This window comes from Pseudomonas sp. NFX98 (assembly GCF_047784845.1).
Lineage (GTDB): Bacteria > Pseudomonadota > Gammaproteobacteria > Pseudomonadales > Pseudomonadaceae > Aquipseudomonas.
In genome coordinates this window covers 200,956-215,503 of sequence record NZ_JBLNNF010000013.1, presented here as the reverse complement: position 1 = coordinate 215,503, position 14,548 = coordinate 200,956, and the positions used below count along the sequence as shown (strand labels likewise).

General features: G+C 60.9%; 15 protein-coding genes and 1 tRNA gene. 12 read left to right on the top strand and 4 right to left on the bottom strand.

All coding sequences use genetic code 11. The features are described 5' to 3' along the window. Positions 1-227: 227 nt before the first annotated feature. Positions 228-437, top strand: coding sequence for a hypothetical protein (locus ACM110_RS18935; RefSeq protein WP_416128969.1), 210 nt, complete (start codon positions 228-230; stop codon positions 435-437). Here the strand turns inward: ACM110_RS18935 and ACM110_RS18930 are convergent. Beyond that, positions 434-664 carry a hypothetical protein gene (locus ACM110_RS18930; protein WP_416128968.1) on the bottom strand — a complete coding sequence of 77 codons (231 nt, stop codon included), beginning with the start codon at positions 662-664 and terminating at the stop codon, positions 434-436. The two genes, ACM110_RS18935 and ACM110_RS18930, sit on opposite strands and share 4 nt — an antisense overlap. Positions 665-894: 230 nt before the next feature. Between ACM110_RS18930 and ACM110_RS18925 the strand changes: the two genes are divergently transcribed. Continuing rightward, a tRNA-Asn gene (locus ACM110_RS18925) sits at positions 895-970 on the top strand. A 79-nt stretch (positions 971-1,049) separates the two neighbouring features. On the opposite strand, the gene ACM110_RS18920 is transcribed toward ACM110_RS18925, so the two are convergent. The 3 genes from ACM110_RS18920 to ACM110_RS18910 all read right to left on the bottom strand — a co-directional run bounded on the left by ACM110_RS18920 (position 1,050) and on the right by ACM110_RS18910 (position 4,570). Next, positions 1,050-2,045, bottom strand: coding sequence for an AraC family transcriptional regulator (locus tag ACM110_RS18920; RefSeq protein ID WP_416128967.1), 996 nt, complete (start codon positions 2,043-2,045; stop codon positions 1,050-1,052). A gap of 1 nt (position 2,046) precedes the next feature. Beyond that, positions 2,047-3,060, bottom strand: a complete 1,014-nt coding sequence (locus tag ACM110_RS18915; RefSeq protein ID WP_248691348.1) for an AraC family transcriptional regulator — start codon at positions 3,058-3,060, stop codon at positions 2,047-2,049. Positions 3,061-3,319: 259 nt separating this feature from the next. Further along, entirely contained in the window at positions 3,320-4,570 is a 1,251-nt protein-coding gene (locus ACM110_RS18910; protein ID WP_416128966.1) for an OprD family porin, read from the bottom strand. A 360-nt stretch (positions 4,571-4,930) separates the two neighbouring features. Between ACM110_RS18910 and antA the strand changes: the two genes are divergently transcribed. From antA to ACM110_RS18860, 10 genes are all read left to right on the top strand, one after another. Beyond that, positions 4,931-6,334, top strand: coding sequence for an anthranilate 1,2-dioxygenase large subunit (gene antA, locus ACM110_RS18905; RefSeq protein WP_416128965.1), 1,404 nt, complete (start codon positions 4,931-4,933; stop codon positions 6,332-6,334). Between the two features lie 2 nt (positions 6,335-6,336). Continuing rightward, a complete protein-coding gene (gene antB, locus ACM110_RS18900) occupies positions 6,337-6,828 on the top strand; it encodes an anthranilate 1,2-dioxygenase small subunit (protein WP_416128964.1) in 492 nt (163 codons plus the stop codon). Positions 6,829-6,847: 19 nt separating this feature from the next. Further along, entirely contained in the window at positions 6,848-7,870 is a 1,023-nt protein-coding gene (gene antC / locus ACM110_RS18895; protein ID WP_416128963.1) for an anthranilate 1,2-dioxygenase electron transfer component AntC, read from the top strand. A 104-nt stretch (positions 7,871-7,974) separates the two neighbouring features. Further along, positions 7,975-9,135 (top strand): ABC transporter substrate-binding protein, encoded by a 1,161-nt coding sequence (locus ACM110_RS18890; RefSeq protein WP_338585780.1) that lies wholly within the window; start codon positions 7,975-7,977, stop codon positions 9,133-9,135. A gap of 66 nt (positions 9,136-9,201) precedes the next feature. Then, positions 9,202-10,113 (top strand): branched-chain amino acid ABC transporter permease, encoded by a 912-nt coding sequence (locus ACM110_RS18885; protein WP_416128962.1) that lies wholly within the window; start codon positions 9,202-9,204, stop codon positions 10,111-10,113. 10 nt (positions 10,114-10,123) lie between these two features. Then, positions 10,124-11,140, top strand: a complete 1,017-nt coding sequence (locus ACM110_RS18880) for a branched-chain amino acid ABC transporter permease (RefSeq protein WP_416128961.1) — start codon at positions 10,124-10,126, stop codon at positions 11,138-11,140. Further along, the gene (locus tag ACM110_RS18875) at positions 11,137-11,886 is read left to right on the top strand and encodes an ABC transporter ATP-binding protein (RefSeq protein ID WP_416128960.1); all 750 of its coding nucleotides are present in this window, start codon (positions 11,137-11,139) and stop codon (positions 11,884-11,886) included. Before ACM110_RS18880 ends, ACM110_RS18875 begins: the two co-directional genes overlap by 4 nt. Next, positions 11,879-12,565 (top strand): ABC transporter ATP-binding protein, encoded by a 687-nt coding sequence (locus ACM110_RS18870; RefSeq protein ID WP_416128959.1) that lies wholly within the window; start codon positions 11,879-11,881, stop codon positions 12,563-12,565. Before ACM110_RS18875 ends, ACM110_RS18870 begins: the two co-directional genes overlap by 8 nt. A gap of 6 nt (positions 12,566-12,571) precedes the next feature. Next, positions 12,572-13,375 carry an alpha/beta hydrolase gene (locus ACM110_RS18865; protein WP_416128958.1) on the top strand — a complete coding sequence of 268 codons (804 nt, stop codon included), beginning with the start codon at positions 12,572-12,574 and terminating at the stop codon, positions 13,373-13,375. Positions 13,376-13,598: 223 nt separating this feature from the next. After that, entirely contained in the window at positions 13,599-14,543 is a 945-nt protein-coding gene (locus tag ACM110_RS18860; protein ID WP_416128957.1) for a PDR/VanB family oxidoreductase, read from the top strand. Positions 14,544-14,548: the final 5 nt, after the last annotated feature.

The window sequence follows — 14,548 nt, the reverse complement described above, 5'->3', positions numbered from 1 at the left end:
CGCTTGGGTGAAAGGAGGAGGGGCGAAATCTCCCACGGATCTGTACTGCGCTAACAGTCAGAATCGAGCCTTGTCCCTCCTCCTCCCTTCAAGTCCTAGCATACAAGCGAGCTTGCTCGCGATGACGTTCATCCAGCCAATACATATGCTGGATGCAATGCCCACATCGCGAGCAAGCTCGCTCCCACAGGTTTTATGTACACCCCGTATTTCTGACGAGAACCCAAATGAAAAACGACAACCTTCGCGCTGATCGCGATGACCTGGATGAGCTGGATCGCTTCGTCCCCCGCGCCCCGGCCAAACGCGGCAACAACCTGGTGATGCAAGTCGCTGCCGGCGTATTTCTCGGTGGTTTGGCGCTATGGCTTGTGCAACTGGGCGCCACGGCGCTCTACGCCAAACTGATGATGGGCACGATCACCTTCGGCGGTTAAGCCAGTTCGCTCGCGCGTTGGCTGGCGGCGTCGTCATAGGCGACGTAGAGCGACTCGGCGATTTGGCTCTTGATCGCCTTGGTGCTTTCCAGCCCCAAAACAAACCCTTCGGCCTTGCCACCGGCGCGATTCAACTCATCAGCGGTGCTGGCCTGGGTGATCGCGTCGAAGAGTTTTTCAGCGTGCGGGCCAACACCTTTAGGCAGGCTGATCTGTGCGATGCTCATGCGAGCACCTCGTTGGTTTCGGGTGTTGTGGTGGTCAAGCGAGACATGGCGCGTACCTTTTCGGCGAATGGCCGGCAGCGCGTGTAACCACTTCCGGGCGGTCATGGTAGCTCCCTGAGGCGATTCCGGTAACCGCCAATCAACGATAAACCACCGTCCGTCCCGATGAATCCGTCGAGTTGCTATCTGATGCTTGACTTCTCTTTTTGAATCAGTAACATAGGCGCCATTCCGCGATAGCTCAGTTGGTAGAGCAAGTGACTGTTAATCACTGGGTCCCTGGTTCGAGTCCAGGTCGTGGAGCCAGACAAGGTTCGGAGATCAAAATCTCCGACCACAAAAAAACCCGCCTAATGGCGGGTTTTTTTGTGCTCGCGTTTTCTGCTCATGCCTGAGACTTCACCGTCTGCCTGGGCAACTCTCCAAAACGCTGCCGATAGTAATTGGCAAATCGCCCCACATGCCCAAACCCGAACTCCAGCGCCACCTCAGTCACACTGGCGTGCGGTCGCGCCAGCAAATATTCCCGCGCGGCTTCAAGCCGTAATCCGCGCAAACGGTCCATCGGGCTTTGACCGTATTCGCGTTGGCATAACGTGTTCAGGCTGCGAATGCTCACCCCGGCAGCAACCGCCAGTTCAGCCAGGCTGATGCCCTGCGCAAGGTGTTCGCGCATACAGCTGTCGATTTTTTGCAGTTGGCGGGTGGGCTGCCGCGACGAAGGCGAGTCTTGCTGTGCAACGCCACAATGGCTGAGCAGAAACAGCGGCAGGCTTTGCTCCAGATGCTGTAGCCAGCGTGAAGGCGTTGCGCTCGCCTCGCCCTCGGGCAAGTGCTCCAGCAACTCGCTGACCAGACGAAACCAGCGCATCGCCAGTGGCCGTTGCAGGCGACTGACCGGCGCCAACGTGAAGCCTGACGGCAAGTCATCGGCCAGCGCTTGCTGGCTCGCCTCGATCAGTGCCCGAGGCAGTTTGAGGATCAGTTGCTCACAGCCCTCCTCCCACACCACGCGCGCGTGTTCACGCGGAGACAGAATCGCCACTTCTCCGGGGCTGACGCCATAGCCCATGCCGTCGGACTCGAGGGTCGCATTGCCGCGCAGCGGCATTTGTACCAGCACGAAATCTTCGAAAGGCTGCGGCCGGATTTCTACCTGGCCGCCGTAACGCAGCGCATACAGTTCGCAGCTGGCAACCTGGCCGCGATAGAACGCCGTATCGACGCCGCCCCGTGGCCAATTCAGCTCATGCTCCACCAACGCTTGCCCCATCAAGCGCTGGGTTTCCTGCGCCGAGCGGCTGGTGAAAACCGGCTCGCGGCACATCAACGACAAGTTCAGGCCCACGCTGTTGGCGGTGGCGGCTTGTAAGGTCGTCATCTCAAAGCGACCGATTGCGACGGGCTTCGCTGCGTTGCAGAGTGGCGCTGGGCGTTTCGTTGAACAGCTTGCGGTACTCGCTGGCGAACCGGCCCAGATGCGAGAACCCCCAGCACATCGCGATCACCGAGATGTTGCGCACCGAGGCGTCTTCGAGGATTTCCTGACGCACGGCGCCGAGGCGATACTTTTTCAGGTAAGCCATGGGCGAGACGCCGAAGTGCTTGCGAAAGCCTTCGAACAGTTTGAAGCGCGACACCCCTGCCGCCGCCTCGATGTCTTCCAGGTGCATGTCTTCGCGGGCGTTGCTTTCGATGAAGTCCTTGGCGCGCACCAGGTAGTACGGCAACTTGGCGCCCAATTGGTCACGCAGTTCGGCGCTGTAGTTGTTGGGCTGGGAAAGGATCAGGCCCTTGATCAACGCGCTTTCGATATCGCGGGTGAAGAACACCTGATTGAACAGATCCTGACCGCGCTCCAGCTCATCGATGTAGTAACGGGCCAGCCGCCACCAGGAGGCCGAGGCACCGTTGACCGCGTCCATCACCGGCTCGAATTTCACCGGCATTTCCAACGGACGCTGCAGCATGCCTTCCAGGGTCTGGCGCATGGCCATGCGGGTGATCACCACGGAAATCTTGTGGCAGTCTCCGGCCATGGTCAGTGCCTGGGTTTCGTGCGGTGTCACGATCAGGCCCTGGTCCTGGCTGGAGTGCAACCGGCGACCGTCCTTGAGCAGCTCCTGTTCGCCGCGTATCGGCAGGCTCAGGCTGTAGCAATTGAGGTGTTCGGCATCCTCGACGCCGATGGTCACGTCGGTGCCGTATTCCATCCGGCCCAAGGTCGTGGACATGGATTTGAACACATTGGCCTTGTGGTGAAACTGAATCCGGTTTGGCTGGCTGGTCTGCAGTTCGTGTGGCCCACAAATACCGGCCATCCACGCACGGGCACCAGCCAGGTCGTAGCGATCTATGCGGATATCTCGAAACTGGGCAACATTTGGTTCGGTCATTTCAGTACACCCACGGCAATGGACATCGACACGCTCTTCGGCGCGTATTCTCATTACGTTTGCAAGGGCTATGCCCAGCCGGTGCGAACAGGCGATATCCGCATTTTTTGGCTAGTAATCGGAAACTATCTGGATATCGAACGCGCTGTGCGGCGTTGATGCGCACAGCGACGGTGCCGGCAAGGGTCAACGCCCTGGGAATTGCGCTACCCAAGGCGTCACTTCAGCGCACAACCGCGTTCGATTTGAGGGCAGGACGTTACCAAAATTTCCAGGTGTAAGTGGTGATCAGGCGGTTCTCCACCCAGTCATTGCCGTGGCTGAATTTGGCGACGACATTGCCCGCCTCCACGCCCACGCCTTTGAGCGGGCCGCTTTGCACCACATAAGACAACACCAGGTTGCGCTCCTGCTCCGCTGCCTGGCTGAGGTTGTCGCCACGGTCCACCGACGTGCCCTTGAAGTAGCGGGTCATGAAGTTAAGACCCGGCACGCCGAGGGCGGCAAAGTCGTAGTCATAACGCAGTTGCCAGGATTTTTCGTTGGGTTTTATGAACCCCACCCGTGACCAGTTCACCAGAAACGGCTGTGGAACATAACCGCCCAGGGTCGGGAAGTTGCTGTCACCGAGCATGCGCTGGTAGCCCACGCCGAAGCGGTGCCCGCCCTTTTTCAGCGAGGTCATGGCGCCGTAGGAGCGGTTGTCGATGTCGCCGTAGAGCGCGTCGCCGTCTTCGCTGTTGTTGAAGTAACGCAGGTCTGTCTTCAGTCCATAACCGTCACCCAGATCCGCCAGATGGGTGATACCCAGGTAGTGCTGCTGGTAGATATCTTCCAGTTGCGCGTAGAAGTAGGTGCCGGTCAGCGATGGGGTGAAAGCGTAACTGGCGCCGGCGAGGTTAAGGCCGTCGCTGCCATGGCGCACGCCGGAGCCGGTTTGCAGGTAAAGTTTTTCGTAGTTGGAGGAGTTACGCGCACCGATCTCCGTCAGCCGCCCGGCGGTCAATGTCAGACGGTCGACCTCCTTGGATTCGAGCAAGGCACCCCGATAGGTCGTGACCAGTTGGCGCGAGTCGTCAATGATCACCACGGGCAGAAACGGCCGCAACTCACCGACTTTCAGCTCGGTTTTCGAGTAACGCATTTTCAGCGTCACACCGCCGCGGCTGTATTCATCGGCCTGCTCCTGACGACTCTGGCTGTAAGGGATGATCGTGTCATCGCCGCGCCCGCCACCGCCGTCCAGGCGAAACGCATATTGCGCCTCTGCATCGAGGCCGAACTGCACCGGGCCTTCGGTATAGCCGGAGGCGAAACGCAGGTCGAAACCCTGGGTCCAGCTGCCCACTCGCGAATGGGGCGGGTTGTTCTCCTTGTAATCCCGATCGATGTAAAAGTTGCGCGTACCCAGCGTCAGCTTGCTGTCATTGACCACATCTGCTTGTGCCAACAATGGCGTCAACAAGCCAATTGTTTGAACCCCCCGAACGAACCAAGTCTTATGCAACATATTATTTCTTCCCCTGCTGCTTATTTAGCAACACATGAATAGAAGGCACTTTTGGTACGGAACCCAAGGCCATGAGCAATGGCAGTTTCCAGCGACCTGCAGCGAGACACTCTGATGGTGCTTCGATTGAAATTAAGCCGTAACAAGTTCGTCAGCGGCTATCCCGTTACTGAACGACAAATAGCCATTTGCTCAGCCGACAAGCACGACAAAAGTCAGTGTTTACGGGGATAAGCCGGTAACAGCCGAAGAACGGGGCTTATTTTCCGGATGGGTTTCCACTATTAAGCGGATAGACCCTGCCCGCCACCAAGGCATTAAATGAACCCATGAATTAGCCCATTGGCCGAGGACCGGGAAATGACAACTGCACGAAGTGTCGAACAGTGGAAAAGTTATATCGAAAGTTGCCTGGACTTCCGTCCGGAAGATGGTGTTTATCGTATTGCCCGCGATATGTTTACCGACCCGGAATTGTTCGATCTGGAAATGGAACTGATTTTCGAGAAGAACTGGATCTACGCCTGCCACGAAAGCGAGATCGCCAATAATCACGACTTCATGACAATGCGCGCCGGCCGCCAGCCGCTGATCATCACCCGCGACGGTGAAGGTCGTCTCAACGCGCTGATCAACGCCTGCCAGCACCGCGGCACCACCCTCACCCGCGTTGGCAAGGGCAACCAGTCAACCTTCACCTGCCCCTTCCATGCCTGGTGCTACAAAAGCGATGGCCGGCTGGTGAAGGTCAAGGCGCCGGGCGAATACTCCGAAGGCTTCGACAAGGCCACCCGTGGCCTGAAAAAGGCCCGCATCGAAAGCTACAACGGCTTTGTGTTCGTCAGCCTCAACGTGGAGGGCACCGACACCCTGGAAGACTTCCTCGGTGACGCCAAGGTGTTCTTCGACATGATGGTGGCGCAGTCGCCCACCGGTCAGCTCGAAGTGCTGCCGGGCAAATCGGCCTACACCTACGACGGCAACTGGAAACTGCAGAACGAGAACGGTCTGGACGGTTATCACGTGAGCACCGTCCACTACAACTACGTGGCCACCGTGCAGCACCGCCAGCAGGTCAACGCCGAAAAAGGCCTGAGCGCCGGCGACACCCTGGACTACAGCAAGCTGGGGGCCGGCGACAAGGAAACCGACGACGGCTGGTTCGCCTTCCACAACGGCCACAGCGTGCTGTTCAGTGACATGCCCAACCCGGCCGTGCGCCCCGGCTACGCCAGCATCATGCCGCGTCTGGTCAAGGAACACGGCCAGGGCAAGGCCGAGTGGATGATGCATCGCCTGCGCAACCTGAACGTCTATCCGAGCATGTTTTTCCTCGACCAGATCAGCTCGCAACTGCGGATCATCCGCCCGCTGGCCTGGAACAAAACCGAGATCAACAGCTTCTGCGTGGGCGTGGTCGGCGAGTCGGATGCCGATCGGGAAAACCGCATTCGCCAATTCGAAGACTTCTTCAACGTGTCCGGCATGGGCACCCCCGATGACCTCGTGGAATTTCGTGAAGCCCAACGTGGCTTCCAGGCCCGCCTGGAACGCTGGAGCGATATTTCCCGTGGCGAAGGCAAGTGGGTCAAAGGCGCCACCCGCAACAGCGAAGCCATTGGCATCGCGCCGGCACTGACCGGCACCGAGTTCACCCATGAAGGCCTGTACGTCAACCAGCACGCCAATTGGCAGCGCTTTTTGCTCGAAGGCCTGGCGCGCAAGGCGGCCGAACAACAACCGTTGAAACTGCGTGAGGTGTGAACATGAATTCGCAACTGCAATACCGCATCGAGCAATTTCTCTACCGCAACGCCGAGGCTTGCGATGCCCAGGACTGGGACACCTACCTGGCCATGTTCAGTGACGACAGCGAGTTCCACCTGCCGCAATGGGATTCGGAGCACGTCTACACCACCGACCCGAAAAAAGGCATGTCGCTGATCTATTACCCCAACCGGGGTGGCCTGGAAGACCGGGTGTTTCGCATTCGCACCGGCAAGGCGGCGTCGACCATTCCGATGCCGCGCACCCTGCACCTGATCAGCAACGTGCGCATCGCGCCGCTGCAGGACGATGAGCTGGAGGTGCGCGTCAACTGGAGCACGCTGTACTACCGCATGCAGACCGCCGAGCAATTCTTCGGCCGCGCCACCTACCGCCTGCGCCCCGACGGCGAGAGTTGGAAGATCGCCCGCAAGCACGTGGTGCTGCTCAACGACACGATCAACTCCGTACTCGATTTCTACCATTTCTGAACCCTGCGGATTAACGCTCATGACGTACAAGGTCGCCTTCAGTTTCGCCGACGGCAAAACACTCTTCTGCAACGTGCAGAACAATGAAATCCTGCTCGACGCGGCCCTGCGCAGCGGGATCAAGATTCCGTTGGATTGCCGCGAAGGGGTTTGCGCGACCTGCCAAGGCCGCTGTGAATCCGGGCAATACACCCAGGACTACGTGGACGATAAAGCGCTGTCGGCCAGCGACCTGGCTGAACGCAAGGTGCTGAGCTGCCAGACGCGGGTGCAGTCGGATGCCGCGTTCTACTTCGACTTCGATTCGAGCCTCTGCGGAAGTAGCGGCCCGAGCAGCTTGCAAGGCACTGTGAGCGAGGTTCGACAGGTCTCCCCGACCACCGCCATCGTGCACGTGGAGGTCGGCGCAGCGGGCGCGGCGCTGGACTATCTGCCGGGCCAGTACGCACGCCTGCAAGTACCGGGCACCGAGCATCGGCGCTCGTATTCGTTTGCGTGCGCGCCGGGCAGCAGCAACCTGCAATTCCTCATTCGCCTGCTGCCCAGCGGCGTGATGACCGACTACGTGCGCGATCGCTGCCAGGTCGGTGACGTGATTCACATGGAGGCGCCACTGGGTGCCTTCTACTTGCGCCATATCGACCGCCCGCTGGTGATGGTGGCCGGCGGCACCGGGCTGTCGGCATTCCTCGGCATGCTCGACCAGATCGCCGAGCAGCAAGGCTGCGGTCACCCGGTACACCTTTACTACGGCGTGCGCGAAGCCGAGGACCTGTGTGAGATCTCACGCATCGAGGCCTATGCCGCCAGGATCCCGGGGTTCCGTTTCACACCCGTGGTCAGCAACCCCAACCCCGACTGGCCGGGCAAGACCGGCTACATCGCCGAACACCTGGAGTTGGCCGAGCTGCGTGACCAGCCATTCGACCTGTACCTGTGCGGCCCGCCGCCAATGGTCGAGTCGATCAAGGACTGGCGCCAGCAGCAGGGCCTGGATCAAAGCCGCCTTTATCTGGAGAAGTTCACCGAGAGCAACAGCTGACACAGCGACCCATAACAACAATCAATCGGCCCGACCGAACACTGAATCACTGCCCTCATCGACATCTACCGTGCGTTGGCACGACCTACTTCATAGGCCGCCTCATGAAAAACCTGGTATTGCGTGCATGTCTGGCAACCTCCCTCTGCGCAGCGACGGCTGCCCAGGCCGTGGAGCCAGTCCGAATCGGCTTCATCACCACCCTCTCCACCCCCGCCGGTTACCTGGGCGAAGACTCGCGAGACGGCTTCCAGCTGGCGATCGATCAGGAAGGCGGCAAGCTCGGCGGCGTGCCGGTGCAACTCATCGTGGAAGATGATGGCTTGCAACCGGCCAAGGCCAAGCAGATCGCCGACCGCATGAGCCTGGACGGTATCTCGCTGTACACCGGGGTGATTTTTTCCAACGTGCTGGCGGCCGTGATCAACACCGCTACCAAGGACGGTTTCTACGTCAGCAACAACACCGCGCCGTCGACCCTTGCCGGTGAAAAGTGCATGGCCAACTACTTCGTCGGCTCGTACCAGAACGACACCCCGCACGAAATGGCCGGCGTCGCCGCCAATGAACTGGGCTACAAGAAGATGGTGATCCTGGCGCCCAACTATCAGGGTGGCCGTGATGCACTGGCCGGTTTCAAACGCACCTTCAAAGGCGAAGTGACCGAGATCTACACCAAGCTCAATCAGCTGGATTTCTCGGTGGAACTGGCGCGCGTGCGGGCGCTGGCGCCGGATGCGATCTTCCAGTTTCACCCGGGCGGCGGCGGTATCAACTTCGCCAAGCAATACGGCGGCTCGGGCCTGTCGGCGCAAATCCCGATGGTGGTGCCGGTGTTCTCCATGGATGAGCGCATGCTCGCCGCCACCGGCGACGTGGCCAAGGGCACCAACATCGTCACCCTGTGGAACCCGCAATCGGACAACCCGGCCAACCAGGCCTTCGTCAAGGCTTTCACCGAGAAATACAAACGCGTCCCGACGGTGTATGCCGCCCAGACTTACGACACGGCCCGGTTGATCGGCGCCGCCCTGAAAACCTCCCAGGGTAATCTCAAAGACCAGCCAGCCTTCCGGTCGGCGATGAAGAACGTCAAGTTCGATTCCATTCGCGGTGACTTCAGCTTCGCCCAGAACCAACACCCGGTGATCGACTGGTATCTGCTGCAAGTGCAGGCCGGCGCCGACGGCAAGTTGATCGAAGTACCGATCAAGACCCTGGCGACCCGCCACGTCGACAGCTACGCCGCTCAATGCGCGATCTGACCGGCACCTGACTCCCGTCCTCGCCCTGCAGCACAACTGCGGGGCGTTTTCATGAGGAACGCAGCAATGCTATTGCTCGAACAGATTCTCAACGGCCTGCAATACAGCGCCTTGCTGTTTCTGCTGGCCTCAGGCCTGACCCTGATTTTCGGCATCATGGGCGTGATCAATCTGGCCCACGGCGCCTTTTACATGGTCGGGGCTTTCTGCGCCGCCTACACCGCCATGGCCACCGGTTCGTTCTGGCTTGGCGGCCTGGCCGCGTTGGTCGGCTCGGCCTGCTATGGCGCGCTGATCGAAACCTCGATCATGCGCCGCCTCTACAATCGCGATCACCTGGATCAGGTGCTGGCGACGTTGGCCGTGGTGTTTTTCAGCAATGAACTGCTGACCCTGATCTTCGGCCGCAGCCCACCGGCGATGCCCACGCCCGAGTGGTACTCCAGTTTCGTCGAAGTGCTGCCGGGATTGATGTACCCGGTCAGCCGGCTGCTGTTCATCGCCGCCGGGCTGATCGTGGCGGTCGGCATGTGGCTGCTGATCAACCACACACGCCTGGGCATGCTGATTCGCGCCGGTGCCGACGATCATGAAATGGTCGGCGCGCTGGGCGTCAACATCGCAAGGCTGTACACCCTGGTGTTCGTGTTCGGCTGCGTGCTGTGTGGCCTGGCGGGTTTCATGGCCGCACCGTTGCTGTCGGTGGAAATCGGCATGGGCGAGAAGATCCTGATCACCACCTTCGTGGTCATCGTCGTCGGCGGTGTCGGCTCGGTGCGCGGCGCGTTGGTGGGAGCCTTGCTGATCGGCATGGTGGACAGCCTGGGCCGTGCCTACATTCCGCCGCTGCTGGACCAACTGTTGCCCAGCGAAACCAGCGGCACCCTGAGCGCCGGGCTGATTTCCGCCAGCGCCTACATCGTCATGGCCCTGGTGCTGCTGGTGCGCCCGCGCGGCCTGCTGCCGGCCCGCGCCTGAGGAGAACGCTATGTCACCACGCCTCATCATTGACCTTGCGTGCCTGGCGACCTTCGCCTGCATGCCGCTGCTGGCCCACTGGCTGCACGAGCCTTACCTGGTCAGCTTCTTCACCCGCCTCGCAATCTACGGCATGGCGGCCATCAGTCTGGACTTGCTGATCGGCTACGGCGCCATGGTCAGCTTCGGCCATGCCGCGTTCTTCGGCCTCGGTGGTTACATCGTCGGCGTCATTGCCTTTCACACGTCCCAAGGCCTGCCGCTGTGGGGCTGGGAAGGCAACAACAGCGCGCTGGTGGTGTGGCCGCTGGCCCTGTTGGTGTGCGCGCTGTTCTCGCTGCTGGTGGGTTATCTGTCGCTGCGCACCAGCGGCGTGCAGTTCATCATGATCACCCTGGCGTTCGGCCAGATGCTTTATTTCGTGCTCGGCTCGCTGTCGCTGTACGGCGGCGACGACGGCATTCTGCTCAACGAGCGCAATACCCTCGGCGCACTGGATCTGACTGACGCCAACCACTTCTACTACCTGTGCGTGGCCTTGCTGGCCGGCTGGTTGCTGCTGTGTCGACGGCTGGTCAATTCGCACTTCGGGTTTGTCCTGCGCGGGCTCAAGCAGAGCGAGCGGCGCACCGTCAGCCTGGGCCTCAAACCCTTGCGCTATCGCTTGACGGCGTTTGTGATCGCCGGCACCGGCGGTGGTCTGGCGGGGATTCTGTGGGCCAACTACGCACTGTTCGTCAGCCCCGACATGGGCGCCTGGCACAAGTCCGGCGAGCTGATGGCGATGGTGATTCTCGGTGGCGTCGGCACCCTGCTCGGCCCTCTGCTGGGCGCCGCTACCTACCTGGGTCTTGAACAGGTGCTGAGCCAATGGACCGAGCACTGGATGCTGATCTTCGGACCATTGCTGCTGCTGGTGGTGCTGTTCGGCAAGAAAGGCGTTTACGGTTTGCTGCTGAGCCTGTTGCAGCGCAAGCCGAAGGTGGTTGCCGTCAAACCGAACGCCGCCGTGGAGGCACGCCCATGAGCGCACAACTGTCGATTCGTGATCTGCACAAAGCCTTCGGTGCCGTGAAAGCCACCAACGGCGCCAGCCTTGAACTGCTCAAGGGCGAACTGCACGCCATCATCGGCCCCAACGGCGCCGGCAAGTCCACCTTGATCGCGCAGATTGCCGGCGAGATTTTCCCCGACCGGGGCCAGATTCATCTCAACGGCCAGGACATCACCCACGTGCCGGCCTGGCAGCGGCCGCGCCTGGGGCTGGCGCGGGCTTTTCAGGTCAGCCAGCTTTACACCGAGTTCACCCTGCTGGAGAACGTCGCCCTGGCCATCGCCGCCCGCGAGGGCAAGGCATTCGGCATGTGGCGCCCGTTGAGCCGCGACACCCGCCTGCTGGAACCGGCACTCGGCTACTTGCAGCAGGTGGGCCTGGGCCTTCGCGCGCAAGACTCGGTGCAGGCGCTGTCCCACGGCGAACGGCGGCAACTGGAGATTGCCCTGGCGCTGGCTCAGGAAGCGTCGGTGCTGTTGCTCGATGAGCCGATGGCCGGGATGGGTGCCGACGAATCCGCGCGCATGACCGAGTTGCTGCACAGCCTCAAGGGCCGCTACGCGATCCTGCTGGTCGAGCACGACATGGATGCGGTATTCGCCCTCGCCGACCGCATCACGGTGCTGGTGTACGGCCAGACAGTACTGACCGGAAGCGTCGAACAAGTGCGCAACGACCCGCAAGTACGGGCCGCTTACCTGGGAGAAGAACATGCTTGAAGTTCAGGGTTTGAAAGCGGGTTATGGCTTGAGCCAGGTGTTGTTCGACATGCACCTGAGCATCGAGCAGGGCCAAGTGGTGTCGCTGATCGGCCGCAACGGCATGGGCAAGACCACCACGGTCAAATCGATCATGGGATTGCTCAAGCCCAGTGCCGGCAGTATCCGCATCAACGGCACGGAAATGCGCGGCGCCGCGCCCTATCGCATCGCCAAGGCTGGCCTTGGTCTTGTGCCGGAAGGCCGCCGCGCCTTCGGCACCTTGAGCGTGCGGGAGAATCTGCTGGCCACGTCCACGCGGGGCAAATGGGACCTGGCGCGAGTCTATGAACTGTTCCCGCGACTGCTGGAGCGCCAGGACCAACTGTCACGCACGCTGTCGGGCGGCGAGCAGCAGATGCTGGTGGTCGGCCGCGCGTTGCTGACCAACCCCAGCCTGCTGATTCTCGACGAAGCCACTGAAGGTTTGGCGCCGATCATTCGCGAACAGATCTGGAGTTGCCTGGCCACCCTCAAGGCCGAGGGCGAGACGATTCTGGTGATCGACAAAAACCTCAAGGAAATGGCTCGAGTGGTCGACCGCCATCACATCATCGAGAAGGGTCGACAGGTCTGGGACGGCACACCGCTGGAGCTGGCGGCCCAACCCGAATTGTCGCAACGCTACCTGGGAGTGTGAGCAGCCATGGACCTCGATCAGGCTTACAACAACGTCGCCGCCGTGGGCAATTTTCCGCAGATCATGCAGCGTTTTCGCCAGCGCAGCGCCGAGACTTATGCGAGCCACGCCTGGCAGCGTGATGTGCCGTATGGCAATGCCATGCGCGAGCGATTCGACTGGTATGCGCAGGCGAATGCCGGGGCACCAACACTGCTGTTCATTCACGGCGGTTACTGGCAGGCCTCGGACAAGGACGACTACGCCTTTATCGCCGAAGGCCTGATTGAGGCCGGCTTCAATGTCGGTTTGCTGGAATACACCCTCGCGCCCGAAGCGAGCATGAGCACCATCGTCGGCCAGATCGGCAAGGCACTGGACTATCTTTTGGCGCATCGCGAAGCCTTGAACATTGGTCAGCAGGTGGTGCTGTGCGGGCACTCGGCGGGTGGCCATCTGACCGCGCTGTATCTACGGCATCCACTGGTGACCCTGGCCATGCCGATCAGCGGCCTGATGGAGCTTGAACCCATCCGCCGCTGCTGGCTCAACGACAAGCTGCAACTGAGCGAAGAAGAGATCCGCCGTTTTAGCCCGCAAAGGCTGATCGGCAATGGCGCACCGTTGCTGGTGACCGTGGGCGGGGATGAATTGCCGGAGTTGATTCGGCATTCGCGCGAATACGCCAGTGCCTGCCTTGAGGCCGGCCAGACTGTGAGCCTTGTCGAGCTTGCCGGGTGTCATCACTTCGCGGTGCTCGACGATCTGGCCAGGGTTGATGGCGAACACTTGCGTGCATTGTTGAAACTCCTGCCCCCCCATTCCCTGTAGGAGCGAGCTTGCTCGAGATGAACCAGAGAACACCGCGGGGAATCAGGTTCGCCGCGTCATCGTTGACGACCATCGCGAGCAAGCTCGCTCCTACAGGGTACGGGGTACATGTTTTCAGGAAGTGGATCACTCTCGCCAGAAGTGGATACCGGTTTGCCGTTTGCGGCTTTTTTGACCCTCTCAAGCTTCATACAGTGACTACGAATTCAGACAGGAATTGCGTATGTCCAGCCTCTCGCTCAGGGTCCAACAAATTGATCCTCTGACCCCCAGAATCCGCCGCGTGCTGCTGGTGTCCAGCGATGCCCAGCCGCTGCCGGACTTCACCGCCGGAGCCCATCTGGAGCTGCATGTACCGGGCAGTCGCGCTCAACGCCGGGCCTATTCACTGGTCAACCTGCCCGACAGTGAACACTACGAAATCGCCGTCCAGCTCGAAGAAGCGAGTAGCGGTGGATCGCGTTGGGTGCACTCGCTCAAGGTCGGCGATGAACTGCTCGCCGATGCGCCACGCAACCACTTCCCACTGTGTGAAAACACCGAACATGCATTGCTGATCGCCGGCGGAATCGGCATCACCCCGATGCTTGGCATGGCCCGGTCGCTGCACGCGGCGGGCAAGCCGTTCACCCTGCACTACGCCGGTCGCGATGAAGCGCAGATGGCCTATCTGCCCGAGGCCCGCGCCTGCCCGGACAACCATTGCTGGATCAGCGGCGGCGACCCGCAAAAACGCTTTCCTGCCGCTGCGATCCTGGCCACGCCAAGACCCGGCCTGCACCTCTACATCTGCGGCCCGACCGCCATGCTCAGCAGTGTGTTGGCCTGCGCTCGCGAACAGGGTTGGGCAGAAGATCACCTGCATTACGAACTGTTCAGCGGCGCCCTGGAAGTGGCTGGCGACAAAGGCTTTGAGGTGCACCTGCGCGAAAGCGGCGTGAACCTGCAAGTGGCCGCCGGGCAAAGCGTGCTGGAGGCCATGCTCCAGGCCGGTCTGGACCCGATGTTCGACTGCCGACGGGGTGACTGCGGGGTGTGCGTCGCCCAAGTCATCGACGGCCAACCCGATCACCGCGACATCTGCCTGTCGGAGCGCGACCGCGCCAGCGGCAGTTTCTGCACCTGTGTCTCCCGTGCCAGCAGCGCGCTGCTGGTGCTCGATCTGTGACAAGC